This window comes from Actinomyces sp. ph3, from assembly GCF_000308055.1.
In the GTDB taxonomy this organism is placed as follows: Bacteria; Actinomycetota; Actinomycetes; order Actinomycetales; family Actinomycetaceae; genus Pauljensenia.
Window position 1 is genome coordinate 543,687 of the sequence record NZ_CAGY01000001.1, and the last position, 26,217, is coordinate 569,903.

The window sequence follows — 26,217 nt, forward strand, 5'->3', positions numbered from 1 at the left end:
CGGCTCAGAAAACTAAAGTTTGGGCCCCGCACCAGCAGGTGCGGGGCCCAAACCCTTGTCTCAGCGAAGACCTCAGTCACGCGGCTTTTCGCGCATTTCCCAGGTCTCGATAATGTCGCCTTCTTGAATGTCCTTGTAACCCAAGGTGATACCACATTCGTAGCCCTCGCGGACCTCGGTGACATCGTCCTTCTCGCGGCGAAGCGATGCGATCTCCAGGTTGTCTGCAACAACCACACCGTCGCGGACCAGGCGAGCCTTGGTTCCACGCTTGATGGTGCCATTGCGGACAATCGAACCTGCGATGTTGCCGAACTTGCCGGAACGGAAGACCTGACGGATCTCCGCGCTGCCCAGTGCGACCTCTTCGTAGATCGGCTTGAGCATGCCCTTCATCGCGGCCTCGACATCGTCGATCGCCGAGTAGATGACGTTGTAGTACTTGATCTCGACGCCCTCGGCATCGGCCAGTTCCTGAACGCGTTCAGCCGGGCGGACATTGAAGCCAATAATGACCGCGTTGTCCACGGTTGCCAGGTTGACGTCGTTCTGGGTAATTGCACCAACACCGCGGTGGATGATGCGAAGAGCAACCTCTTCGCCCACATCGATGCGCAGCAGCGAGTCTTCCAGGGCTTCAACAGCACCGGAGACGTCACCCTTGATGACCAGGTTGAGGGTATCGACCTCGCCTTCCTTAAGGACCTTATCGAAGTCCTCAAGGGAGACGCGCTTACGGCGCTTGGCCAGCATGGCCTGACGTTCTGCGGCCTCGCGCTTATCAGCGATCTGGCGGGCAGTACGGTCATCGGTGGCGACCAAGAAGGAGTCACCAGCGCGAGGAACCGAGGTCAAGCCCAGCACTGCAACGGGGGTCGAGGGTCCGGCCTCGGCGACATCGTTACCGCTGTCGTCGAACATCGCACGAACACGGCCGTGCGAGGAACCGACAACCAGGGAATCGCCGACGCGCAGGGTACCGCGCTGAACCAGCATGGTCGCCACTGCACCGCGGCCCTTATCCAGGTTCGCTTCGATAGCGACACCGCGGGCATCGGTATCGGGGTTCGCTTCAAGGGTCAGCGCTGCATCAGCAGTCAGCAGCACGGCCTCGAGAAGCTCACGGATACCCTTGCGCTGCTTGGCCGAGATGTCGACGAACATGACGTCGCCACCGTACTCTTCGGCAACCAGGCCATATTCGGTGAGCTGGGCACGAATCTTATCGGGGTTCGCGCCTTCCTTATCGATCTTGTTGACTGCAACAACGATCGGCACGCCAGCGGCCTGCGCGTGGTTGATTGCTTCAACAGTCTGAGGCATGACACCGTCATCCGCTGCAACCACGAGGATCGCAATATCGGTGACCTGCGCACCACGGGCACGCATAGCGGTGAAGGCCTCGTGACCGGGGGTATCGATGAAGGTGATACGGCGAGGAGTTCCATCCTCGGACTTCACCTGCACCTGGTAGGCACCAATGTGCTGGGTAATACCACCGTGCTCAGAGTCGACAACGTCGGTGTGACGGATTGCGTCGAGCAGCTTGGTCTTACCGTGGTCGACGTGGCCCATGACCGTGACGACCGGGGGACGCGGCTGCATGTTTTCTGCATCGTCCAGTTCTTCGGCTTCGAGGTCGATGTCGAAGGACTCGAGCAGTTCGCGATCCTCGTCTTCAGGCGAAACAACCTTGACGTCGTAGCCGAGCTCTGCGCCCAGTGCTTCGAAGGTGTCCTGATCCAGCGACTGCGTAGCGGTTGCCATCTCTCCCAGGTGGAAGAGGACGGTCACCAGCGCTGCGGGATTAACGTTGATCTTCTCAGCGAAGTCAGCAAGAGAGGCACCCTGACGGATGCGGATCTGCTGTCCATCACCGCGAGGAATCGAAACACCACCAATGACGGGTGCGTTCTGCTGTTCAAACTCTTGACGCTTTGCGCGCTTCGACTTACGTCCGCGCGAGCTCTTGCCGCCACCGCGACCGAATGCACCCGGCGTTGCACCGCGGCCGCCACCGCGACCACCGCGCGGCGGAGCGAAACCGCCACCGGCATTTGCTCCGGGAGCACCCTGGCCGCCACCGTTACCGCCACCCGGACGGGTACCGCGGCCTCGGCCACCACGAGGACGTTCAGAAGAAGGTGCGGGACCACCCGAGCGAGCGAAGTTCGCCTGTCCGGGCATCATTCCCGGGTTCGGACGCGGGCCGCCACCGGAAGGTGCACCACTGCGCTGCGGACGAGGCCCACCCTGGCGTGCTCCCTGAGCACCACCGGGACGTGCCGGGCGTTCGCCCTGTGCGCCACGTGCGGGACGGTTTCCACCGCGACCACCCTGGCTGCCACCGGGACGGGGCATGCCCTGGCTGGATGCGTAGGGGTTGTTTCCGGGGCGAGGGCCGCCGGGACGGGGTGCTCCGGGACGAGGCGCACCCGGCTTGGCTGCAGAGCCACCGGGACGCGGGGCGCGAGGAGCTCCGGGCTTCGGAGCGCCAGCTGCAGGCTTGGGGGCTTCCTCGCTGCTTCCACGAGCCTGACGCGGCGCCGGCTTGGGAGCACGGGGGGCAGCTTCGGCCTTTTCGGAAGCTGTGGCCTTTGGTGCTGCTGCCTTGGGCGCACGAGGCCCAGGCTTATGAGCAGAAGGCTTGGGAGCTTCGGCAGATGCAGGAGCGTCGTCCTGTGCGGGTGCTGCCGAGGCGGTTTCAGCGGTCTTGGTGGAAGCCTTTGCCTTGGGCTTGGGGGCTGCCTTCTTCGGGGCGCTCTTAGCGTCACCCGATGCTGAACCGGAAAGCTTTTCAAAGTGCTCGCGCGCTTCACGCGCTACGGGCGGTTCAAGTGCGGACGAAGAAGCTTTAACGTATTCGCCCTTGTCTCGCAGGTAGGCCAGCAATTCCTTGCTGGGGATTCCGAGCTCTTTGGCGAGCTCGTGGACACGCAGTTTTGCCACTTTTCTCCTTGTTCGGGAACGTCCCCGAACGGAGACGTATCACTGATAATGCAGGCAGCTCATCGCTGGGTACTCATCGGGTGCCCATGGGCTTTCAACCCGCTTTCGCTACTCGTTGTCCGGCGCCCTGTGCGCCGCAGACAGAATTTCCTTCCCCAGTTCAGCCCACTGTTCGTCAGTCATTTCTACTGATCGACGCAGTGAACGCCCGAGCGCCCGCTTGCGGCGGGCGAGGTCTAGGCAGCGGGCCTCGGGATGAAACCACGCTCCCCGACCGGGAAGTTGACGACGGTGATCAACATGCAGATCCCCGTCAGAGGTCGCAACAACACGGATGAGTTCCGCACGTTGCGCGCGTAATCCACACCCCACACAGGTGCGAAGCATCAGAGTGGAGTCAGACACGCCTTTAAGCTTAGCCGAGTCAGTCCTCTTCCAAGCCATCGGATTGTGAGCGACTGATCACGTCATCAGGTGTGGACGAACGCGATGCCAGTCCTTCTTCGCCATTCTCGGTATCGGAATGAATGTCGATGTGGTAGTCGGTCAGACGCGCGGCAAGTCGAGCGTTCTGTCCTTCCTTACCAATTGCCAGCGAAAGCTGGAAGTCGGGAACGATAGCTGTTGCAGTGCGCTGCTCCACGGAGTGAACGACAACTCGGGCCACACGTGCCGGAGACAGCGAATTTGCAACGAAACGTGCCGGATCTTCAGACCAGTCCACGATGTCGATCTTCTCGCCGCCAAGTTCCGTCATCACCGCACGAACACGCGAACCCATCGGGCCAATGCACGCGCCCTTGGCATTCACACCTTCGCGAGTAGCAACCACGGCAATCTTCGAGCGGTGACCGGCCTCGCGGGCAATGGCCTTGATCCGAACCAGTCCCTGTTGAATTTCGGGAACCTCACGCTCAAACAGTCCCTTGACCAAACCGGGGTGGGTGCGCGAAAGGGTAATACGAGCACCGCGGTCGGTACGCTCGACGGAAACGATCAGTGCGCGCAGGCGAGTTCCGTGCGAGTAGTCCTCTCCGGGGACCTTCTCCGAATCGGGAAGAATGGCCTCGAAATCATCGGCCAGCTTCACGGTGGTCATACGCGAGTCACGCGACTGCTGCACGACACCGGTCACAATCTGACCGGTCTTGCCGGCAAAGTCACCCAAAACACGCTGATCATCAGCATCGCGCAGGCGCTGCATGATGACGGAACGCGCGGTGGACTGTGCAATGCGGCCGAAGTTCTTGGGGGTGTCATCGAATTCGCCGATGGGGTTACCCTCTTCGTCTTCTTCGGTGGCCATAACGGTCACGCGACCCGTGCGCTTATCGATCTCAATTCGAGCCTTTGCAATTGCGCCGGGGATGTTGTGGTACGCCTTCAGCAATGCCTCTTCGATGGCATCAACAAGGGTATTGAGCGATACCCCTTTCTCATGTTCGACCATTCGCAGGGCGGTCATATCGATTTCCATAGCGTCCCTCATTCCCACGAGCCGAAGTCGACGCGCGAACGCGCCTTCTTGATCTCGTCATATGCAATTGTGTGGCTTTCAGCGCCAGTATCTACAGTAGCGCCTTTATCGTCGGCATTGCTGACCCGTCCCACAAATTTGTCACCATTTCGCATCTTGACGCTGACCAATCCGCCAATTTGGCGCATCCAATGGTCAGCTTTCTTCAATTCGCGTTCGAGACCCGGAGTGGAGACCTCCAGCATGTATGCGTCAGAAATCGGGTCAGCGGCATCCATAGTTTTGGAAATCGCGCGTGAGATATCCGCGAGCGCATCAGAGGATAGCTTTTCGCTTCCCAGGGGCTCTTCGACGGTGATTCGGCAGACCAAGGCGCCATTCTGCTTGAGAATAGTCACCGCATCAAGTTCGGCTCCGGCCCCGGTGACAATACCTTCAACCAGCGCACGGACTTGTTCTTCAATCTGTGTGGATGCCACCTTCACTCCTTCACGCGACACGGTATTCTAGGCAATCGTACTCGTCTTTTGACCATGGGATGATGTTGTTGTGAAACACCCGAAACTCTTCACTGCGTTCGTTGCTGCCTGTGCTCTTTGCCTTGGAGCGTGTGGAATCCACGTGGAATCCCCCAGTAGCCTGCCCGCATTGACCGGTTTCGCACTCTCTCGTGACACCTCCGCGCGCACCGAGGCCGCGGCCGCCGATCGCGCTCATTCCCTTGCTTCCCTTGCCACCCAGTGCGCCTCTTGCTCTTCCGCTCTCGAGGCCGTAGCAACGAGTTCCCGGGAACGCTTGGAATTCCTCGGAGGAGTATGGGAGCCCTGGAAGGGCCGCGAGGATGCCGCTTCACTCCCCCAACCCGAGGCGATTGCAGAAGCTCCCTATACGGTGAAGGATTTCGTCTCCTGGCTAGTCATCTCGGCTCGCCGGGATCTTCAGACCGCGGCAAACCCGACCATGACCTCGAGCGAAGAAGCACGCCAGCTTGGCGCAGTCGCACTTGGGCGCTACGCCTCGGCAGTGCAATTGGCGAATGCCTACGCGATCAACCTCGATGAGGGCGAGCACGATGTTGATGCGCTGGCCCAGCGACTGATCGGCCAAAGCGGAAAGACCCCTTCGTGGATTGTCCGAACCGGCACCTCTTCAGATTTAGCCCTCCCCCAGCCTTCGCAGACGACTTCTGCTTTTGCGAACTCGGAACAGGCCGCTTCGACAACAGCCAATTGGGATTGCATCGCTCAGACACTGCCGAAGTCCGCGGTGGCAAGCGAGGACTTCTCATCGGCAGAAACCATTGAAAACGCGCTTCTTGATCGGGCTTCACGTTCTTTGGAACGCGGAAGCAAAGACACACGCCAGCTGCGCTGTTCGATGCCTGATCACTCCCCCGCCTCTCTTGCTCAAGCATCAATGCGTGCGGATATCAATCTCTTCGCTTCAGACTCCCAGGATGTGCGACTTTTCGGCGCTCGCGCCGCACTGGATGATGTTCGCCTGTGGGCCAAAGCTCCCGGCGTCTCGATTCCAGCGGTGGTGACACTTCAATGAGCACGGAAAGTGACAACACAAAACTGGCCTGGCAAGGCGTTGTTCCCACAGGGGATGCCAATTCGCCCCATATTGAGCTCTCCGATTCGAGGGTTCTGGTTTCGGGACGTTTTGCTTTGATCCTGATCGACGATGATCACGTTGTTGATTCGGGAATGTGGTACGAAATCCAAAACGCGCGATGGAACGGCGAAAAGCAGGAACTTCGCGTGACCTGGGTGGATCCTTCCCGCACTCCTTTGACTCTGAAATCCAGCGACTCGTCAATGCGTCCTTTTATGGAAGACCTTTCTGAGAAGGTGAACCGCACGCAGGTCGTTGTCCGAAATGTCACGGCTCCTTCTGGAACGGTGATCACCGGACAAATTCGCAGGCGTGAAGACGGTGAGCTATTCTCCGTCCTCTCGGCCAACGGCCCACTGGATGATGAAGGAATCGCAGTGGCTCATTCATTCGAACGTCAGCTGCGAGAAAGCGTTGGACTGGAGTAGCACCTGCTGCTCGAAGGCTATTGCGCGCGTTCGGTAAAGCGGCGCCGTACTTCTTCCAGACGCATCAGCTCTCGGAATGCTTGGGTGTACTGCGGATCATCTTCGCTCAGGCGCTGAAGGTTCGCATTCGCATCAGCCAGTCTGCGCGTGACATCCAAACGCACCATTGCCCCCATCGCTCCGCGACAGTATGCGCGAAGCTGGTCCTCGCGATCCTGCGGCAACGGGGCAACCGCAAGTTCCATCAAAACCGCTGCAACCTCGGGAATCATCAGCTCGCGCACGTCATCGACGAAGGCACGAGTCGCAGCTTGAACGGCTTTCTCCCCTTTTCCGAAGTGTTCCTCGGCCTGCCGAAAAAGTTTGATGAAGGCGTCAAGACCGCCTGCGGCTCGAATCGCGTCGTGAACAGCGCGGTAAGAGGGAACCGAGAATGCCTCTCCCCCGAGTTCTTCAAATCCCGAACCCACCACGTACATGGGGTATTGAACCAGCGCTTCCAGGGCCTGGCGTTCAATCTTTGACACGGGGTCTTCCGGACCGCGCCTTGCGGGCATAGGGGCCGAGGCCTCGGGAGTCGCTCCGCGTCCGTTCGGAGCGGGGCGTGAGTTCCCAGAGGAGCGCACCGCGCGCGCGACCTCGGAGATATCCATTCCAATCCAGCCGGCAAGCGACCTGGTGTATTCGCGTTGGAGGGCGCGGTCACGAATGCGAGCAACCACGGGAGCCGCGGCTCGAAGGGCCTTAACGCGCCCCTCCGCAGTCCTGAGGTCCAATTGGCGCAGGACGGAGCGAATGACGAACTCGAAAAGCGGAGTCCGAGAGTTCACCAGTTCCACAACCGCGCGCTCGCCTTGAGCCATGCGCAATTCGCAGGGGTCCATTCCATGGGGCTCGACGGCAACAAAGGTCTGCGCGGCAAAGTTTTGATCCATATCAAAAGCACGAAGCGCAGCTTTTTGACCAGCCGCATCACCATCGAAGGTGAAGATCACTTCACCGCCATGGGTCTTCCCATTGCTTAGAACGACTCCCGCTGCACTATCGGCGGTATCTCCCAAGAGTCGGCGAACAATCTTGACGTGTTCTTCCCCAAAAGCGGTGCCACAGGTTGCAACCGCACACCCGACTCCCGCAGCATGGGCAGCCATGACATCGGTGTAGCCCTCAACAATGACAACCTTGCGTCCCTGAGTAATTTCTTTCTTCGCAAGATCCAAACCGTACAGGACTTGGGACTTGTGATAAATCGGTGTTTCAGGGGTGTTGAGGTACTTCGGGGATTCCTTGTCCTCATCGTTCAAACGCCGGGCACCAAAACCAACAGTCGCGCCCGTAATATCGCGGATTGGCCACATCAGCCTTCCACGGAAACGGTCATAAAGTCCGCGGTTACCCCGAGTCGCCAGACCGGCAGTTTCAATCTCTTGATCGGTGAACCCCTTCGAACGAAGGTGGCGCGTCAGCGCATCCCACGAGGCCGGAGAGTAACCAATCCCAAAGTGCCGACACATCGCTTCATCAAAGCCCCTGCGTCCTAAAAATTGACGCCCAAGATGCGCTTCGGGGGAAGTGAGCTGTGCCTGATAAAACTCCTCAGCCACGCGGTGCGCATCAAGAAGGCGCTGGCGGCGACCCGGCTCCTCGCGGCGAAGAGTCCCACTTCCCGCGGCCTCGTAACGCAAAGTAATCCCAGCTTTGAGGGCCAAGGCTTCCACGGCCTCGGTAAAGGAAAGAGAATCAACTTTCTGAACAAAGCTGATGACGTCCCCACCTTCTCCACAGCCAAAACAGTGCCAAAACCCTTGGGAGGGACGAACATGGAACGAGGGCGTGCGTTCATCATGAAATGGGCACAAGCCCTTCAAAGAATCAACACCCGCAGGGCGCAGTGCGACGCGCTCGCCGACGATTTCTTCAATGCGCGAGGCATCACGTACGGCGGCGATGTCTTCTTTGAGGATCAGGCCGGCCATGAGTTCAGTTTAGCGAGTGGACACTTCCTTAGCAGGGGCATGTGGATTGGCAGCGGAGCGCTGTTTAAAGCTGCGAGGACAGCATCCCGCACAGCTTCGCGTGCCAGCGTGAAGCTGAGATATCTGTCAACGAGGCGACTTGGTCGATAACGACCCGCAAACGCTTCCCCTCATCCGTGGTTGCGCGCCATTGAGCGGCAAAAGGAGGTTCAAGGTATTCGGGGCCGGCGTTGATAAGAGTATCAACCAGGTCATTGAGCAGCGTGCGCTGCTGGTAGTACACAGGTTCGCTTTCGCGTGGGCTCATGACGTAGTGGACAGCCATGCCCTTGAGAACCTGGATTTCAGCGCGGGTTTGCGCAGGAACAACAAGTTCCGCACGGTAGCGGCCCAGGGGTTCGTCTCCTGCAAGTTCACGGGTGGCCGCAACTGTCGCGTTACAGAATCGGCCGATCAGCTCGCTGGTGAGGTCTTTTAAGGCGGCCAAATCCGCATAGGAGCCACTGAAAGCACTGAGCCATTCGGGCATGGTCACCAGGCGCTCAAATGCCTGAATGAGATCATTTTCAGAAACCGAGGTCCCATACCACTTCATCGTCGAGTCAATGACACCTTGGGTGTGTGCATCGCTGCGCAAGTGCTCAAGATCCATCTTTCCGGTGCAACCGCGTCTTCGACGTCGTGCACCGAGTACGCGATGTCATCGGAAAGATCCATGATTTGAGCTTCCAGGCAGCGTGCCCCGGGAGTTACGCCTTCACGCATCCATTCAAAAGTCGGGCGATCATCGTCGTAGACCGAATACTTCCGCAGGGATTTTTCCCGGTTCGGGCCTTCACCCTTCGCCCAGGGGTATTTGCAAATCGCATCGAGGGTTGCGCGCGTAAGATTCAGGCCAGCAGGGCCTTCCTCAGCGATGACCTTTGGTTCAAGGCGCGCAACGATTCGCAGTGTCTGCGCATTCCCTTCAAAGCCACCGATCTCAGCTGCAAGTTCATTAAGCGCACGTTCACCATTGTGTCCAAATGGCGGATGGCCGAGGTCGTGGGACAGGCATGCGGCATCAACAACATCGGGGTTGGCCCCCAGTTCCTTCCCCAGCTCGCGTCCCACCTGTGCAACTTCAAGGGAATGGGTCAGGCGCGTACGCACGAAATCATCAGAGGTTGGCCCCAGGACCTGCGTTTTTTCGCCCAAACGTCGCAGCGCTGAGGAATGCAACACTCTGGCTCGATCGCGTTCAAAATCTGTACGAACAGAGGACTTTTGAGTCTCTGAAACGTAACGGTCACGGTCTGCGGAGCTATACGGATACTGAGTGTGCACGTGATAAGCCTAACTGCTTCAACTACCCTTTCGATGCCTAAAACTGCAAGAATAGTGCTGTGAATGCAGCGAAGGGGACCCAGGTAGTAACGACGTTGGTTCATGCTGCCCGGAAAGGCACACACCCGTGGTGGCATTCACCTGCAATTTGCCGTATCCCCCAGCGCATTGACCATGAGATTGCTCGGCTGCTGAGCAAGGAAGCGATTCAGTTCGCTCGAGTGGGCGTAGATGCGCTACTCATTTCCCCGATTCCCCAAATGATCTGGGGAGTCAATCCGGAACTCGCTGCTCTTGTCAGGAAGTTCCATAGGGTCGGCATCAAGATCATCGTCCATCTTCCCGCCTCTGCTGAATGGAATACGCGCGATTTCAACGGGCCTTATTCCAGCGATGAATCGGTAACAACGCTGCTTGGCCGCGTGCGGGCATGCGTTGATGCAGAAGCCGACGGGATCGATCTTGGGACTTTGCCGCTCACACACTACGGACCGCATTCATCTGAGCGCCAAGAGTTCATGCATCTACTTCGCCTGGTGATGGCCGAGGTTGCTAATACGGATACTCTGCCTATCCTCACCTCCAGCCTGCCGCATATGGATGATGCGGATCTGAAGGAAATTCTTCAAGAGTCCTGGTTCCACCACCTGCGCAATGACACTTTTCTCGACATCGAGTGGAAGAACCCGCAGCTGTGCGATGCCATCGCCAATACTTTTATGAACCGTGATCCTTTGGGACACGTGGCTGCATGGCCAGCTCTTCCCTACGAGGATAGCGAGCTCCATCGTGCGCGAACTCTGTTTGCACTCGCCCTTCCTGGAGCCATTTACTTTGATTCGCCACCAAGCGATGCCGTTCCTTCTTCCTTTGCGTTGCTAATCCAGCAGGCGCTGCGTACCCGAGCTGAGCACGGAATGGGAACTGGATCCCTTGCTCATGTACGAGGCCTCTCTTGGGCTGGACCTGATTGCCTGGTCCATATGAGCGCTCAAGTTTTGGTTGTTTTCAACGCCTCGGACTCCACTGTCGTTGTGCCTTCAGAGCACCGACCGCTTGTCTCAACGGGGGTTTTACCCACTCAGCTCAACAGCGACACTCCTCTTGCACCCGGCCAATGCGCATGGTTTGAAACCGCACGCGTTCGACCTCGCATTTTTGCCACGGAATAAGAGCCTCCGTCCCTTTAGACTTAGGGTATTGTTCCATCAAACCTGGAGACCACGTGGACTTCATTAAGCGACTTCTCGCGATCTTTATCCAGGCCGCAGGCCAAAGTATGAAAGAGGAAATGGGTTCCTCGAAGGGACGCAAACGTTCCTCGTCACGATCCTCCTCCCGTTCTTCCTCTTCTTCACGCAGTTCACACACCGCACGTACTTCTTCCTCCACAGCCCAGGCCTCGGGGAAGGGAAACAAAGTGTGGGACGTTCGCGAACACGGACTCCCTCCCTTCCAATACGAACCAAATCCCGATGGGGATGCCGATCCCGGCGAGGTCGTGTGGACGTGGGTGTCCTATGAAGAGGACCCAACCCAGGGCAAGGATCGTCCCGTTGTCGTGCTTTCGCGAGTACAGCAGGGGCTTGTTGTTGCCCAGTTAACGTCCAAGGACCACCGCAAAGATGCCGAGCAAGAGGCGCATTGGGGACGCTACTGGTTCCCGATCGGAACCGGCGCATGGGATCCGCAGGGCCGCCCCAGTCAAGTGCGCCTGGACCGCCTACTCATTGTTGCCCCCGGCGATGTTCGCCGCGAGGGAGCGACCGTAGACCACTCAACCTACAATGCCGTGTGCGACGCGCTGCGTCAGCACTGGAATGCCTAACGACCACTTCCACCACAACACTGCGAGGACCCACAATGACCGATTCCGCTGAAATTGCACGCCTGAAGGCCGAGGCCGCGCAGGCAGCCGCCGAAGCAGCTGCCGCAAAGGCTCAGGCTGCACAAGCTGCTCTCGATGCTGCTCTTGCCGCTCAAGGTGGCCAGGGCGACCAGAACGAGGCCGCGTCCCAGGCCGCCGCTGCCGATGCAGCAACCGAGAAGGCCGAGGCCGCGCAGGCAGCCCTCGATAACGCTTTGGCTGAGCAGACAGCTCCTTCCGAAGCCGCTCCCGCCCAAACCCCGGAAGCTGCGCCTGCGGAAAGTGCGCCGGCTGCCCCAGCTGCACCTGCCCAAGCCGCTTCCGCTGAGCCGGCCCAGGCCTCGGCAAGCGAAGGCGAACTGCAGGGCTACGCAGAGCAGGTCCGCGCGGGCTACTCCTTTACCTCGCCTTCAATGCGACTGGGTGCTTTCTTGGATGGCGATACTCCGGTTCCCGGTGCACCTGTCGGAATTCCGTTGGGGCTCATGAACCGTCACTGCTTGGTTGCAGGCGCTACCGGTACCGGTAAGACGCGAACCCTCCAACTGATGGCCGAGCGTCTCTCGGAAGCGGGAGTCCCCGTTTTTGTCACCGATATCAAGGGTGACCTCACCGGTCTAGCTCAGGCGGGTACCTCTTCTGAAAAGCTCCTTGCACGCTGCGCAAGCATTGGCCAGAACTGGGAAGGCAAAGCATTCCCCACGGAACTGCTCACTCTGGGTGGCCGCGGCGAAGGCGTGCCGATCCGCACAACCATCACCGAATTTGGCCCCCTTCTGCTTTCGCGCGTACTGGGCTTGAACGACACTCAAGCCTCAGCCCTTCAGTTGATCTTCCACTGGGCCGATGGTCAGCAGCTCGCGCTGATTGACCTGAAGGACCTGCGCTCGGTCATTGACTACCTGACAAACAATGACGAAGGCAAGGAAGAACTCAAGGGAATCGGCGGTGTTTCACCGGCAACTGCAGGCGTGATCCTGCGTGAGCTTGCTGCTCTGGAGGCATCGGGCGGCGATGTATTCTTCGGTGAGCCGGCCTTCAATATCGCTGACCTTATGCGCGTGTCAATGGACGGTCGCGGCGTCATTTCGTCGCTGGAACTACCCGACTTGGGCAGCCAGGGCGCTTTGTTCTCGACCTTCCTCATGTGGCTCTTGGCTGAGCTCTTCGAAACTTTGCCGGAAGTGGGCAACCCCGATAAGCCTAAGTTGGTCTTCTTCTTTGACGAGGCACACCTGCTCTTCACCGATGCCTCGAAGCAGTTCCTCCAGGCAGTCGTGCAGACAGTGCGTCTGATCCGTTCCAAGGGCGTGGGAATTGTCTTTGTTACACAGTCCCCCACCGATGTTCCCGACGAGGTTCTGGCTCAGCTTGGTTCACGCGTTCAGCACGCACTGCGCGCGCATACTCCAAACGATGCAGCAAACCTCAAGAAGGCAGTTTCGACCTTCCCAACTTCTCCCCTGGATCTGACTGAGGTGTTGACTTCGCTGGGTACTGGTCAGGCTGTCGTGACGGTACTGGATGAGAAGGGACGCCCGACCCCGGTGGCTCCGACCATGCTGGATGCACCCGCCGCTGTGATGGGCCCCGCCGATCCCGGTGTTGTCTCTTCAATCATCAATTCCTCGCCGCTCCTGTCGCGTTACCGCGACGCGGTCGATAACGAATCGGCATTCGAATTGATGCAAGCCCGTCTTGCAGATGCCGCTAAAGCCGCGGAAGAAAAGGCCGCCGAAGCGCAGCGTCAGCTTGAAGAAGCGAAGGCACAGAAGGAAGCCGAGAAGCAGGCAGCGAAGGAAGAGGCAGCGCGCCAGAAGGAACTTGAACGCTTGCAGCGCGAGGTCGAGAAGGCCGAAGAGCGTAAGCGTCGCGAGGCCGAAAAGGCTGAGGAACGTCGTGCGCGCGCCACGCAGCGTGTGATTGAGTCGACGGTCAAGTCCGTTGGAACGACTGCAGCACGCTCGCTGACGCGTTCGATTTTGGGAACACTGTTTAAGTAAATTCCGCGATTTTTGAGCACTTCTGGACGCTTTATCGATGTCGTGTCACAACCCTTGTCGGATATTTCACCTTATGGTGCGAAAGGGAATGTAATCGTCAAAAATGGAGTTGTCAGAAGTGATAGCAAGGGTGCGTCCTACAACGGGCCGCACGTTCAGATAGGTTTTAGGAGAACAATATGACTCACGCACACCCCGTTGTTGCAGCAGCTCTTCAGCAGGCTCTCGTTGATCTGACCGCTCTGTCGCTTCAGGGCAAGCAGGCACACTGGAACATCGAAGGCCCCGGCTTCCGTTCGCTCCACCTGCACCTGGATGAAATCATCGACGAGGTTCGCCTTGCCGCTGATGATGTTGCTGAACGTATGGCCGCCATCGAGGTTTCACCCGATGCGCGTGCAGCGACCGTTGCAGCGACCTCACTGGTTGAGCCCCTCGAGGCAGGCTTCCTGCCCACCGATAAGACTGCTCGCCTCTACGAAGAGCACCTGCTAGCAACCTCCGAGCGCATCAAGGCAACCCTTGATCCCGTTGACGAGCACGATCACCTGTCCAACGACCTGCTGACCGGCATTGCAACCGGCCTAGAGAAGCAGGCCTGGATGCTGCGCGCAGCGACCAAGGATCTCAACTGATTAGTTGAATCTGACTTCAACTGGGGCGTCTCTTCGGAGGCGCCCCAGTTTTGTCTTTCAGTCTCAGGTACTCCTCAAGGGATATTTCTCCCCTGAAAAGCATTCGCGAGGACCTTTATTCGCGTCCAAGCCTCTCCGCCAATTCCTGTGCTCCCCATTGACCGGGCGCACTCTCACGTCCGCTCACGGCAACGAAAGAGGCAACTCCCCCATCTTCCGGCTGAGTTGCACGCGTCTGACGGCCGAACTCACCCATCGCCAAAACGATTGAGGGAACCGACACGTACTCAGCTGCCCACCTTTGCACCAATTCAACATTGAGTGCATCTCGCTCCGAATTGGCCAAAACCGCAAGCTTTGCGACGTCCGCGCCCAAAACTGCCATGGTTTCCAAAAGCTCCCGCATGATCTCTGATTCGGGAGTCACCTCAAAGTCATGGAAGGACATGACGACCTTCGCGCCAGCGACGTGGGCCTTCTCGGTCAATGCTGGCGCAGCCGGAGCCATTTCCACGTCTACCGCATCCATCCCACACTCGGCCAGCAGCTCAATGATCTGGCCATAAACCGGCGTTGAAACTTCAGCCTTTCCACCCTGAGCAACTGTGCGAACAGTAGCCAAAACAGGCACATCAGAAGCACCCAAGATCTCTGCAGCAGACTTCGAAATCTCTTCGCGGGCCTGGTCACTCAGTTCTTCACCTGAAAGCCCCGTTAGGACGTCTAAGTAGTCCACGCGCCACTCGAACATATCGTGCGGCTCAGATACGGCGGCCTCGATCTGTTCAAGGACTCCACGCGCATCCCCCGCCATCAGGGGAACAATGAAAACTACCGGCTGCCCACCGCCCAGAAGCACTCGGCCTCGTTGGGGAATAGCACCCGCGGGGTCAAGCAATCCCGCGCCCACACCCGAAGGTGCTGCGCCGTAGGCCTCGCCCAAATCACTGCGTCCAATAACAACAGGCTCCATGACGTCCCCTCTACTAAGCAGCCCTTTAGTAGCCAACTTCTGCATGATGAATCGACGCCCGCTCGGCGTCGGTCAAGTATCGGTGTTCCAACCACCCATCGGGCAGGTGCGGGGTCTTCTCTCCCCCAGCGCGCCCACGAGGCCCACGCGCGGCCTCGGGAAAATCTTGATCGAGATCCAAATCGGTCAGGCGATCGCTCAGTTCATCAAGCGTAGAGACCATCCCCAGCGCGTGGCGCTGCGGCCCACCCACCTTGAAACCACGCAGGTACCAGCCGATGTGCTTACGCATTTCGCGCATCGCGCGGTCCTCGTCGCCTTCTTCTTCCACGCACCAGCGCGCATGGGTTTCGATGATAGCGGCAACCTCGTGAAGTAAAGGTGAAGGGAAGGCAGGCCGCCCGTGGTAGGCGGCAACGATATCACGGAAAATCCACGGCCGCCCCTGCGCGCCTCGGCCAACAGAAATGCCATCGCACCCGGTCTGACGCATCATCGCGATCGCATCCGCGGCCTCGAAAACGTCACCATTACCGAAGACCGGAATATCCAGGGCTTCCTTGACGCGCGCAATGTAGTCCCAATGCGCTTGGCCCGCGTAGTGCTGAGTTTGGGTGCGAGCGTGTACGGTCACGGCCGCCGCACCAAGTTCCTGGGCGATCTGCGCGGCCTCAAGGCCGGTCTCGTGCTCGCTATCGATTCCCATGCGGATCTTTACTGTCACCGGAATCTCACGGCCACGTGCATCCCCACTCACGCGCGCTTGCGTGACAACAGCGCGCAACAAGTCGGTATACAGATCACGTTTCCACGGAAGCGCCGCTCCCCCGCCCTTGCGCGTCACTTTGGGAACGGGACAACCGAAGTTGAGGTCAATATGATCGGCGTATTCGCCTTCGATCATGATCTGGGTTGCGCGCGCCATAACCTGCGGGTTCACGCCGTACAGTTGCACGGAGTGCACGCGCTCGGCGGGATCTGGGCGAATCATCGCCATCGTGCGCGCATTGCCCTCGACAAGGGCTCGCGAGGTCACCATCTCCATGACGTACAGACCCGCAGGCGCATCGACGTGGGGCGTCAGTTCTTCGCGCGCACCGCTTTCTTTCCCGATTTCCGAGGCCTCGGCTGGGCGAGCGCTTTCGGCGACGCCGGGAAGAGCGGCTGGGCTGGGCGTGCCGGTCAGGGGCGAAGGTCCACCCAAGGCCTCTTCACCGAACATGCGGCACAGGCGACGGAAGGGGGCATCCGTCACTCCGGCCATCGGGGCCAAAACGACGGGAGTAAACAGCCGCAGTGGCCCAACCTGCAAACAGGTTGGGCCACTAGCGTGAGACTGCGAGGTCACTCAGCAAACTCCCAAGCGCTCAATCAGGTAGGACTTGACCTGGTCGAGCGGGATACGGACCTGCTCCATCGAGTCACGCTCACGAATGGTGACAGCGTGATCCTCAACGGAATCAAAGTCGTAGGTGATGCAGAAAGGCGTACCAATTTCATCTTGGCGACGGTAGCGACGGCCAACAGCACCGGCATCGTCGTACTCGATGTTCCACAGATCGCGCAGCTCTTGAGCCAGTTCCTGTGCCGGGCCGGTCAGTTCGTCCTTGCGTGACAGAGGCAGGACAGCAACCTTGACGGGGGCCAGACGCGGGTCAAGCTTGAGGACGACGCGCTTATCAACGCCGCCCTTTGCGTTGGGGGCCTCGTCCTCGTGGTAGGCCTCGATGAGGAAGGCCATGAGGGAGCGGGTCAGGCCGGCGGAAGGCTCGATGACGTAGGGGGTCCAGCGTTCGCCGGTCGCCTGGTCGAAGTAGTCGAGCTTGGCGCCACTGGCCTCAGCGTGAACACCGAGGTCGTAGTCGGTGCGGTTGGCAATACCCTCAAGTTCGCCCCATTCAGAGTTCTGGAAACCAAAGCGGTATTCCAGGTCAACGGTGCGCTTGGAGTAATGCGAAAGCTTTTCCTTCGGGTGCTCGTACTCGCGCAGGTTTTCCTCGGCGATACCCAGGCCGACGTACCACGCCTTGCGGTAGTCGATCCAGTACTGGTGCCACTCTTCATCAGTTCCGGGCTCACAGAAGAACTCAAGTTCCATCTGCTCAAATTCGCGGGTACGGAAGATGAAGTTACCGGGGGTAATTTCGTTGCGGAAAGACTTGCCGATCTGGCCGATGCCGAAGGGCGGCTTCTTACGTGCCGCGGTCATGACATTGGCGAAGTTGATGAAGATTCCCTGTGCGGTTTCGGGGCGCAGGTAGTGCAGGCCGGCCTCGTCATCAACGGGACCAAGGAAGGTCTTGAGCAGGCCCGAGAATGCCTTGGGTTCGGTCCACTGACCACGAACACCACAGTTGGGGCAAGCTACGTCTTCCAGCGACAAGGAAGATTCGTCAACACCCTTCTTATCAGCCAGTTCTTCAATGAGCTGATCTTCGCGTTGACGCTTGTGGCAGTTCTGGCACTCGATGAGCGGGTCGGTGAAGGCCTTGACGTGTCCGGATGCAACCCACACCTCGCGGGGCAGGATTACCGAGGAGTCCAGCCCGACGACGTCTGCGCGGCGGCGAACCATGTAGTTCCACCACTGACGTTTGATGTTCTCTTTGAGTTCTACACCCAGCGGGCCGTAGTCCCAGGCGGAGCGAGTACCGCCATAAATCTCACCGCAGGGGAAAACAAAGCCGCGGCGCTTGGCAAGAGAAATAACTGAATCAAGACGAGAGGTGGATGGCTGTGCCACGAAAACTCCTTTATTAGGGCTCACCGCACCTGGCTGGCGCAGTGGTCTGTGCATATTTTAGCCGCTGTACGCATAGGGAGCTTGGGGACTGCCAGGCGCGCCAACGATTGGTGAAATTTCAGTGAATTGATTTGCTCTTGTTCCCTGTCATAGCATCGATGCGTGCACACGGTGATCACGACCTTGGCCTACGCCTTCCCACGCGAGATAGTGATCGTGTGGGTTCTTGCTTTTGCTCTGCGTCTTCTTTTCATACTTTTTGTCGCATTCAGTAAGTCGCGTTTAGCGCAGCGAGCCTGGCCCTTGACGAACGTCCACACATTAGATCCGGCAAATTTCCTGCGATTATGCGCATGGACATTAACTGCGTTACTTGGCGGAATGGCAATTTTTGCCCGGCAACACGGCTTTAGCACGGATATCGTTCTTGCCCTTGGCTGGCTCACAATCGCTTCAGTCCTTCTTATTCCCCTGTGCCATCTCCCTCTGAATTTTCCGACGTGGCTGGATCCGCGGTGGTACGACAACGCCCGTAAAGGGCTTGTTGACGAATTAGGAAACCTTCTTCCCCGAGGCGGCACGCTTCGTACAACTACAGAACTCACGCTGGGCGGTAGCCAGAAAAGAGAGTTCTCGACTCGTATTGGCCTTCCTCTAGGCTGGCAGCGCGTTGAGGAAATGCCTTCTTATCTCACGCCTACTCCTTTGGCCCCCGTTGTTCTGGTCGCCCAAGGACCTATGGATTACAAGAATCTGCGGCCATCAACACTGTCAATCTGCGCGACTCCGGCCAGCAGCGAGCAACGTCTGCCTCTGGGAACTTTGAGCGAGGCAATTGCACGGCAGATTCCGGGGTGGTTCACGCTTGACGAGATCACGCAGAGTAAGCCGAAAGCCTCCCTCATGTGCACGGGTACCTACACCGATGGAGGTGTTTCCTTCACTGCAATTCAATGGTCATGGAGTGAAAAACTCGACTCGTCGACATTCGTCAGGATCACCGCCACAGCAACAACAACGACGCGCATGTTTCCCGAGCATTTCAAGGATATGGGCACGATGGTGACGAAGATGAGCGTGGCATCGTGAGCACTTATTTCTCCGCTCCCCTCAGCCTACCGACCGCCTCGGTTCCCGCGTTCATTGCCCTCGCGGGTCCTGCAGATTCCGCGCGGGAAGGTTTGTCGGGGGAAGCCCAGATGGGCCTCGACACTATTTACGAGGCCGATGGCCAGTTGCGTACCCAGGCGAGGAAAGCGCTTGCTGCGATCGGCGAAGCCAAGACTCCTCTTAGTCACCTCTCCCTATCGCCACGGTTTCACCCCAATCCTCTTCACGGTTTTTGCTATTTCTTCGCCGCTGAACAGAGCGCGATTGTTCAAACTGTAGGAGATTGCGAAACAGCGGAAGTTTTCTGTCATAAGAGCCAGGATCTTCCACGTTTCATCGCTGAGAGGTCGCCCTTCCCATCGCGAAAAAATCGATTTGATGGGCCGAAACGAATCTCTTCTGCTTTCCTCAAAGCAGTCCACCGCGGTGACGTGGAGGATGCTCAAAGGATCCTCTACGAAGATGTGAGCTCAGAAAAGAAGCGGTCTTCCTTTTTGCGACAGGTCAGAGAGGGCCAGTGGGAGTATCACACATGGACGCAGTGGGAGTGCACTACAGATGGGTACCGGGCCCGGCAGACAATCAGTACGCTCTCTGTTCCTTCAGCGTTATACCTGGTTGAGTCTTCCTCAATTCCAACATATTTCCCACCGCTGATGCCCAGTTTCACTGTTGCGGAGGACAAAACAACAATTCCTCTCTCGCGATGCACCCGCACCGAGTTGTGGAGTCAGTTGGCACGCTTCTTCGCCGCGTAGTCAATATCGTTTCAGCTAAAAAGTTCTTCTCATCAATAGTGTGTTGAGTTAGAAGATTTATCCAACTCATGATTTGCGAGCCTGAGACTGCAGTTCCTTTCCTCTGGAATTTCCTTCTCTTCTCGATTCCTCACTGTATCTATGCGAACTATCAATGGCAGGAACAGCACGAGTTCATCAACAAGAAGGGAGGACACACTTTTAAAGCATTCCCTGAAAACAGCGAGCTCATCCAATTTAAGATTCACAGGGAGCTCTAAGCTGAAGTCCTTGCCCAATGGACATACCGCGCGTACCCTCAGTTGTATACGCAGCGACGCGCCATCGAACAGCAGATCGCATCATGCGTCTCTGACGCCAGTAATGATCTAAAACGCCTTGAGGGTTGCGCTTTAGATACATATCAAAGAAAGCGTTTCTGGATTGAGCGCATACGGAGGTGCCATAGGCGGCGCCAAAATAGGGGCCGTAATAGGAACATTCGGCGGAGTTCCCGGAATCATTATCGGGGGATTTATCGATGGAATAGTCGGAGGCTATTTTGCAGAGAGAACAGAAACTTTCGTAACAAATATAGGAACTGATGGAGCCGACTATGCAATCGAACATTCCTTTGGATAAATCATGTTCGTAGCCCTTATTCCGCTCACCGTGGTGAGTATCGGTTTGTTCATATGGTGGGTCGAAACCTATACCGACTCACCGCTTGCAGTTTTCTGGCGCACCATTTCATCAGCAAGCCATTTAACTCGTGGTTTCTCGGTACGAATTCCTCTGTTCTGCTTTGGTGGCCTCATAGTATGTCTGTCTGTTTTAGCAGAGCTCTGTGGAGTACCGCAGTGGGCCTACAAGTCTGTAAGGCTACTTGGATACTTCCTTTTCGCCATTGCGGCAGTTTACTTCCTTCCCCTCCCAGTTCCTCACTGCGTTGATGCGAACTGGCAATGGCACAAACGCCGCGGGCTCATCGACGAGAACGGAAAAATCATCCCCGCTAGCTCCGCTGCTGCTGAAATCTCGATGCTCCTGAACGAAAACACCACCGTGACACTCAGCGCAACATGCACAGCACCTAGTAGGTGGCACTCGCTTCCCACCTCTGCAATTCAGAAAACCACACGAGAAACACTGCTTCTCGCGCTCACAGGCCCAGATGATCCCAACGCATGTTTCGCCTCTACGATCATCCTTACAGCTTCACCTACCAACACTCTTCCTCAAATAGGTGATCTCACACGAGCTTTAAGGAACATAATCCCCGGGTGGATCACCCTCGAAGAGATTCCTAGTCCCCTCCCACCAGGAGGCATCATGTGCACTGGAATATACATTGATGAGGGGACATCTTTTACGAGTATCCAGTTCCAATGGACAACACCCGCTGCACCGGTGCCTCTCCGCTTCACGGCAACGCTAACCACAACAACACACCTGTTCCCAACGTGTGTCTCTGACATCTTCACTGTGATCAATACTCTGAAAATTACGCAATGAACACTCAAAATCGATCAGCCATCGAGGTATCAACACCTCTCGCGCAGAAGAAGATAACCTCTCCATGATCAGAACCAACCAGAGTAGAGTGACGCCAGAGAAATGAGTGTGGGGAGCAGCTGTAGTTGCTCCCCACACTCATTTGGCCGATGTGCCTTTCAGCCGACGCGCCGGATGTGGCCGGATGCCGTCAGGGGCCAGCCCGCGACGAGAACTGCTGCCGAAATAAGACCGAGCAGCCAAAAGGCCGGATCCATCGGGGGCAGATAGCCTGACTTGTGGACAAGCGTGAGAATCACCCAAGTGATCGGCACGCCGATGCTACAGATACCCAGCGGGATTGCGAGCATGAGCGCGAAAGTCCTCTTCCAGGTCGAGCCGATGCAACGAGAAACTCCTCCGATGAAACGTCCGGCCCCATCGCAGACGACCCAAGCAAAGACAACAAATAACCACGTGTCGACGCCGAGCGGAAAGGAGCCGCGCCCCATGAAGAAGAGCAGGGGATGGATTGCGATAAGAAGCCACCAGATAAGAGACCCCAAGCCAATGATGATAATGGAATGCACGTAACTCGCTGCGGTGAGTGCGGTGCGCGAGCCACCGCTAAGAGCAGAAGCGCGCAAGTCGACGGTAGCGCTGACGAGCCCGCAAACAAAGAGGAAAGTACCTGTGACAAAAGCGGAGTTTGTGGCGGACTGTTCAGCGTACTTGTTGATGTCGGAGACCGAGAGGTAGACGATGCCGTTGATCGCCAAGTTGGTGAGGAACTGGAGGCCCACAACCAGCAGGTAGAGCACGACAGTGAATCGGCAGCGAACAAGCCCAATACGCAGGGGCGAGGGGGAGGATTTGATGAGGTCTGGGGTTGCAGTGCTCATTGGTCGTTCTCCTGGATGAGGTAGGCGAAGGCGTCCTGGAAAGAACAGGGCGAAGCGGTCAGGGAGTGGGATGCAATCTCATGGTCAGCGACACCACGACCACGCAGGTCCACGATGACTTCTCGTGCGGACCCAAGCGCGCGAGAAGTAATGACGGCGATATCGGAATGATCGGTCAGGAAGCGTTCCACGTCAGCGGCGTTACCGGTAATCGCACAGATACGCGAAGTGAACTCGTCAACGCTCTCGTGGGCGAGCAGGCGTCCGTTCTTGAGAGCTACGACGTCTTCGGCAACGTTTTCAAGTTCGGACACCATGTGCGAAGAGATGAGGAAGGTGCGCCAGGGCCGACGCCCCTCCATGATGTCGCCGGCTAGGGTGAGTAGCTCCTCGTAGAACGCGTATCGGGTGGGGACGTCCATTGGAGCCTGAATCTCATCAAGGACAGTGATGGGCGCGCCCGAGGCCAGCGCGACAGCACCGGTCAAGATGGCAGCCTGCCCCGAAGACATTTTGCGCAACTTCTTACGGCCCTTCAGCTGAAAGTCAAAACGCTGGACGTAGTGGTCAAAAAGTTTCTGATCCCACGTCTGACGCAGCGAGGCATAGGCGACCAGCGCAGCAGCCGAAGAGTTGTCGAAGTCCCTGTCGGAGGAGGCCATAATCGAGTACCCGAGCAGGTCGTTAGAGCTCACCTTCGTCCCATTTATGGACACGTTTCCTGATGAAGGTGGGAGCAGACCGCCGAGGATCTGCATGAGCGTCGTCTTGCCCGAGCCGTTGGGGCCGACCAAGGCGGTGACGGTGGCCTCTCCGAGAGTGAGGGAGAGATCGCGCAGGGCTGGTGCTGCCTCACCCGGATAGGTGTGGCTGATGGAGTTGAGGGTGATCATGAGTTGTCCTTGGCAGTCGTGTCAGCGCTGTAGGCGCGGACGTGGTCGATGATGGCGTCGAGGTCGAGGCCCAGGGCCAGGCCCGCTTCGACGGCGGGGTTCAGGGTTTCCTCCACGTAGGTCGCAAGCCCATCGGCGACGAGCGCGTTGCGAGCTCCCTCAGCGACGAACATGCCGATGCCGCGTCGCTTTTCGACGAGCCCTTCATCGACGAGGATTGCGAAGGCCTTGCCAACGGTGGCCGGGTTGATGCGGTAGGTCGCGGAGTACTCCGTGGTGGAGGTGAGCTGATCCCCGGCGTGCAGGGTGCCGCGCAGGATCTGCGCGCGGATGTCGTCGGCGATCTGGACGTAGATCGGGATCCCCGAGACGAATGTGGGTGCCATGCGCAATCCCTCCCTTCAGCTTCAGTGGTTCATTACATGACTAATTAACCATAGAACTAACCAACCTGTCAAGTCCCCGATCAAAATCTCTTACGTAGCACCGCCCTCCTCCCCCCCCCCGCTTTCACGCAGAAAAAGAACCCCGGCCTCGTCCCCACAATGAGGAACGAGGCCGGGGCCAGGTTGGCGAGAAGCGGGCGCTTAGCCCTTCACCGCACCAGAGGTCAAACCGGAAACGATGTACTTCTGCAGGTACTGGAAGAGCAAGATCACCGGAATTGCGGCGATGATCGAACCAGCCGCGAAGACACCCCACGGGGCGTTACGGTCATCGGCTGCCCAGTTGTACATGCCCACGGCCAGGGTGTACTGATCAGGGGTTTGCATAACAACCTTGGCAATGACGAAGTCTCCGAAGCTGGAAATGAAGCTCAGCAGGCCAACGACTGCCAGAACAGGAAGAACCAGCGGCATGATGATGGTCCAGAAAGTCTGGGCATGCGATGCGCCATCAATCTCTGCGGCCTCGTCAAGTTCACGAGGAACGGAGTTGAAGAAACCAAAGAGCAGGAAGGTGTTCGAACCCAATGCGCCACCGAGGTAGACGCAGATCAGGCCGAGCTTCGAGTTCAAGCCCAGAACCGGGAAGATATCCTTAATTCCCAGCAAGAGCAGGAACAGAGCCACGAATGCCAGCATCTGGGGGAACATCTGAACCAGAAGCAGGAAGGTCAGGGTTCCGCGACGACCTCGGAAACGGAAGCGACTGAAGGCGTAGGCAGCAGCCGCACCCATGAGAACTGTTCCAATTGCTGTGACGGTCGAGACCACCAGTGAATTAAAAATCCACTGCCAGTACATGCTGTATCGATCTGAACCCAATGCCTTGAAGTTATCGAAGGAGATTCCATTCGACAGGCTCAACGGAGCGTTGATAACAGCATTCGGAACGAAAGACACCGAGAGCACGTAGAGCAGCGGAATAACGCAGTAAATGATGACAGCGATACCAACGGCGTGCTTCCAGCCAACTTCCTTCAACCAACGTAAGCCGTGGAGCGTTGTCAACTGTGCCTTTTCTTTACTTTGTGCAGCCATCACAGTTCCTCCAATGCCTTCGTCTGACGGAATCCAAGCCAGGCAATCACGCCAACCACCACGAAGATGAAGATCGACATGGCCGATGCCAGACCGTAGTTATATCCACCATCGGCAAAGGCGATCTTGTAGACCATCGAGATCAAGATGTCAGTCTGCCCCAAGCCATAGGCCACACCATCGAAGTCCGGGCCCCCCTTCGTCAGCATGTAAATCAACGAGAAGTTGTTGAAGTTAAATGCGAAGGAAGCAATCAGCAGCGGGGTCGTGGACTGCAAAACCAGCGGCAACTTAATTGACCACACGGTACGCAATCCAGATGCGCCATCCATCTTCGCGGCTTCTTCAACGTCTCCCGGAAGAGACTGAAGCGCACCCAAGCAGACGAGGAACATATAGGGGAAGCCGAGCCAGAGATTCACACCGAGGATCGCGACCTTAGCCATGAGCCCATTGGTCAGCCAATGGATCTCTGCCCCACCGAGCAAGACCTTGTTAATGAAGCCAAATTCCTCGTTGAGCATACCCTTCCACACCAGGGTCGCCAGGAAGGCTGGGAAGGCATAGGGAAGGATCATGAGCGACTGGTAGATCTTTCGGCCTCGGATGCGCTGATCCGAGAAGATCAGCGCAAGGACCAATCCGAAGGCGAAAGTCGTCAGCACCGAGCCAATAGCAAAAACGAAGGACCAGACCAAGGAATTCAGGAAGGGCTTGACCAGCCCGGAATCCTTGAACATAGCAGTGTAGTTCGAGGCGCCGACAGAGACTCGCCAGCCGGTCGGCAGCTGGTTTCCCTGACTATCTTCAAAGACGCCCTTTTGGTTATTCGCTTTGTAAACGACGCCCGTCTCAGTGTTCGTCAAAGTATCGGCGGCTTCGTCGTAGGTGAAGGTGGACTTGGCGAGGTAGCCAGAAGTTCCATCCGTCGTCAGATAGAAGCCATCATTCGGGTTAGAGCTTACGGGGACCGTCAGTTTAGAAACTTCCGCCTGGCGGCCGGCAAGAGCAGCTAGGTCGAGGACTTCATAGCCCGAAACCTCGGTAATACCCATTGAAGTGACCGTACCCTGGACACTCTGGAGGGGCTTGGTTGCCGTTCCAAGCTTCAGCTCGCCACTTGTTGGATCCGCAATGACCAGACCAAGCTCGTTTCCGTCTTCAACGACTGCGGTCTGAACAGTTGGAGCTCCTTCAACACGCTGGCGGTTCGCCGAAAGAGCAACTTCAATCGCGTCTGCCTTTGTCGAGTTGTGGCCATCCCCGTAGTTAGTCAGAGAAACATACCCGGTGTAGCCCATGACGAAGAGCTGATAGATCAAAAGGAAGACCATGCCGGGAAGAAGATATTTGGCAGGAACTGCCCTCTTCGAGAAATACACCCAGTTAACGATGATGAGCAGGACCGCCATCACGCCGATGACGATCCGAGAATTGACGGCCCATGCCGCCATGATTCCATAGATGCCCAGTGCGTCAATGAGCATCATAATGATGAGTTTTGCAATAAAACCGGGTCGCATGACGTCACGCGCATGCGAGGTACGGTCCTTCTGAACGGTATTCGAGGAAGAAGCTGCAGGCATTGTGGTCCTTCGTTACC

Annotated in this window: 22 protein-coding genes and 1 pseudogene; 9 read left to right on the plus strand and 14 right to left on the minus strand. The window is 57.6% G+C overall.

Annotation, left to right across the window (positions count from 1 at the left end):
- Positions 1 to 72: 72 nt before the first annotated feature.
- The 4 genes from infB to rimP all read right to left on the minus strand — a co-directional run bounded on the left by infB (position 73) and on the right by rimP (position 4,905).
- Entirely contained in the window at positions 73 to 2,949 is a 2,877-nt protein-coding gene (infB, locus tag HGAS_RS02475; RefSeq protein WP_019126340.1) for a translation initiation factor IF-2, read from the minus strand.
- Positions 2,950 to 3,057: 108 nt separating this feature from the next.
- Positions 3,058 to 3,354, minus strand: a complete 297-nt coding sequence (locus HGAS_RS08695; protein WP_233993671.1) for a YlxR family protein — start codon at positions 3,352 to 3,354, stop codon at positions 3,058 to 3,060.
- A 19-nt stretch (positions 3,355 to 3,373) separates the two neighbouring features.
- A complete protein-coding gene (gene nusA / locus HGAS_RS02480; protein ID WP_019126341.1) occupies positions 3,374 to 4,426 on the minus strand; it encodes a transcription termination factor NusA in 1,053 nt (350 codons plus the stop codon).
- A gap of 8 nt (positions 4,427 to 4,434) precedes the next feature.
- Positions 4,435 to 4,905, minus strand: a complete 471-nt coding sequence (rimP, locus tag HGAS_RS02485; protein ID WP_019126342.1) for a ribosome maturation factor RimP — start codon at positions 4,903 to 4,905, stop codon at positions 4,435 to 4,437.
- Between the two features lie 142 nt (positions 4,906 to 5,047).
- Here rimP and HGAS_RS02490 point away from each other — a divergent pair, with 142 nt between their 5' ends.
- Together HGAS_RS02490 and HGAS_RS02495 are read left to right on the plus strand one after the other, a co-directional pair.
- Positions 5,048 to 5,980 (plus strand): hypothetical protein, encoded by a 933-nt coding sequence (locus tag HGAS_RS02490; RefSeq protein ID WP_019126343.1) that lies wholly within the window; start codon positions 5,048 to 5,050, stop codon positions 5,978 to 5,980.
- A complete protein-coding gene (locus tag HGAS_RS02495; protein WP_019126344.1) occupies positions 5,977 to 6,471 on the plus strand; it encodes a hypothetical protein in 495 nt (164 codons plus the stop codon). The genes HGAS_RS02490 and HGAS_RS02495 overlap by 4 nt, the downstream gene beginning before the upstream one ends.
- 17 nt (positions 6,472 to 6,488) lie before the next feature.
- Here HGAS_RS02495 and dnaG read toward each other — a convergent pair whose 3' ends face one another.
- On the minus strand, positions 6,489 to 8,447 hold the full coding sequence (gene dnaG / locus HGAS_RS02500; protein WP_019126345.1) for a DNA primase: 1,959 nt from the start codon (positions 8,445 to 8,447) through the stop codon (positions 6,489 to 6,491).
- Between the two features lie 64 nt (positions 8,448 to 8,511).
- A pseudogene (locus HGAS_RS08415) lies at positions 8,512 to 9,773 on the minus strand (deoxyguanosinetriphosphate triphosphohydrolase).
- A gap of 59 nt (positions 9,774 to 9,832) precedes the next feature.
- Here HGAS_RS08415 and HGAS_RS02510 point away from each other — a divergent pair.
- The 4 genes from HGAS_RS02510 to HGAS_RS02525 all read left to right on the plus strand — a co-directional run bounded on the left by HGAS_RS02510 (position 9,833) and on the right by HGAS_RS02525 (position 14,278).
- The gene (locus HGAS_RS02510; protein ID WP_019126346.1) at positions 9,833 to 10,945 is read left to right on the plus strand and encodes a hypothetical protein; all 1,113 of its coding nucleotides are present in this window, start codon (positions 9,833 to 9,835) and stop codon (positions 10,943 to 10,945) included.
- Between the two features lie 53 nt (positions 10,946 to 10,998).
- The gene (locus HGAS_RS02515) at positions 10,999 to 11,601 is read left to right on the plus strand and encodes a type II toxin-antitoxin system PemK/MazF family toxin (protein ID WP_019126347.1); all 603 of its coding nucleotides are present in this window, start codon (positions 10,999 to 11,001) and stop codon (positions 11,599 to 11,601) included.
- A gap of 35 nt (positions 11,602 to 11,636) precedes the next feature.
- Positions 11,637 to 13,643 carry a helicase HerA-like domain-containing protein gene (locus HGAS_RS02520; protein WP_019126348.1) on the plus strand — a complete coding sequence of 669 codons (2,007 nt, stop codon included), beginning with the start codon at positions 11,637 to 11,639 and terminating at the stop codon, positions 13,641 to 13,643.
- Positions 13,644 to 13,822: 179 nt separating this feature from the next.
- Complete coding sequence (locus tag HGAS_RS02525; protein WP_019126349.1) at positions 13,823 to 14,278, plus strand: Dps family protein; 456 nt, start codon at positions 13,823 to 13,825, stop codon at positions 14,276 to 14,278.
- A gap of 115 nt (positions 14,279 to 14,393) precedes the next feature.
- Here the strand turns inward: HGAS_RS02525 and aroD are convergent, their stop codons facing one another.
- The 3 genes from aroD to HGAS_RS02540 are packed head-to-tail and all read right to left on the minus strand — an operon-like array spanning position 14,394 to position 17,994.
- Positions 14,394 to 15,251, minus strand: a complete 858-nt coding sequence (aroD, locus tag HGAS_RS02530; RefSeq protein WP_019126350.1) for a type I 3-dehydroquinate dehydratase — start codon at positions 15,249 to 15,251, stop codon at positions 14,394 to 14,396.
- Positions 15,252 to 15,276: 25 nt separating this feature from the next.
- On the minus strand, positions 15,277 to 16,599 hold the full coding sequence (dusB, locus tag HGAS_RS02535) for a tRNA dihydrouridine synthase DusB (RefSeq protein WP_019126351.1): 1,323 nt from the start codon (positions 16,597 to 16,599) through the stop codon (positions 15,277 to 15,279).
- On the minus strand, positions 16,600 to 17,994 hold the full coding sequence (locus HGAS_RS02540) for a glycine--tRNA ligase (RefSeq protein ID WP_019126352.1): 1,395 nt from the start codon (positions 17,992 to 17,994) through the stop codon (positions 16,600 to 16,602).
- 162 nt (positions 17,995 to 18,156) lie between these two features.
- Between HGAS_RS02540 and HGAS_RS02545 the strand changes: the two genes are divergently transcribed.
- From HGAS_RS02545 to HGAS_RS02560, 3 genes are all read left to right on the plus strand, one after another.
- Entirely contained in the window at positions 18,157 to 19,083 is a 927-nt protein-coding gene (locus HGAS_RS02545) for a hypothetical protein (RefSeq protein WP_019126353.1), read from the plus strand.
- The gene (locus HGAS_RS02550; RefSeq protein WP_019126354.1) at positions 19,080 to 19,862 is read left to right on the plus strand and encodes a hypothetical protein; all 783 of its coding nucleotides are present in this window, start codon (positions 19,080 to 19,082) and stop codon (positions 19,860 to 19,862) included. The genes HGAS_RS02545 and HGAS_RS02550 overlap by 4 nt, the downstream gene beginning before the upstream one ends.
- Before the next feature lie 624 nt (positions 19,863 to 20,486).
- Positions 20,487 to 21,356, plus strand: a complete 870-nt coding sequence (locus HGAS_RS02560) for a hypothetical protein (protein WP_019126356.1) — start codon at positions 20,487 to 20,489, stop codon at positions 21,354 to 21,356.
- 158 nt (positions 21,357 to 21,514) lie between these two features.
- Here HGAS_RS02560 and HGAS_RS02565 read toward each other — a convergent pair whose 3' ends face one another.
- The 5 genes from HGAS_RS02565 to HGAS_RS02585 form a co-directional block, all read right to left on the minus strand.
- The gene (locus tag HGAS_RS02565; RefSeq protein WP_019126357.1) at positions 21,515 to 22,237 is read right to left on the minus strand and encodes a hypothetical protein; all 723 of its coding nucleotides are present in this window, start codon (positions 22,235 to 22,237) and stop codon (positions 21,515 to 21,517) included.
- On the minus strand, positions 22,234 to 23,130 hold the full coding sequence (locus HGAS_RS02570; RefSeq protein ID WP_019126358.1) for an ABC transporter ATP-binding protein: 897 nt from the start codon (positions 23,128 to 23,130) through the stop codon (positions 22,234 to 22,236). Before HGAS_RS02570 ends, HGAS_RS02565 begins: the two co-directional genes overlap by 4 nt.
- Entirely contained in the window at positions 23,127 to 23,516 is a 390-nt protein-coding gene (locus HGAS_RS02575) for a GntR family transcriptional regulator (protein WP_019126359.1), read from the minus strand. The genes HGAS_RS02570 and HGAS_RS02575 overlap by 4 nt, the downstream gene beginning before the upstream one ends.
- A 201-nt stretch (positions 23,517 to 23,717) precedes the next feature.
- On the minus strand, positions 23,718 to 24,614 hold the full coding sequence (locus HGAS_RS02580; RefSeq protein WP_019126360.1) for a sugar ABC transporter permease: 897 nt from the start codon (positions 24,612 to 24,614) through the stop codon (positions 23,718 to 23,720).
- Positions 24,614 to 26,200 (minus strand): ABC transporter permease subunit, encoded by a 1,587-nt coding sequence (locus HGAS_RS02585; RefSeq protein ID WP_019126361.1) that lies wholly within the window; start codon positions 26,198 to 26,200, stop codon positions 24,614 to 24,616. Before HGAS_RS02585 ends, HGAS_RS02580 begins: the two co-directional genes overlap by 1 nt.
- Between the last annotated feature and the right edge of the window lie 17 nt (positions 26,201 to 26,217).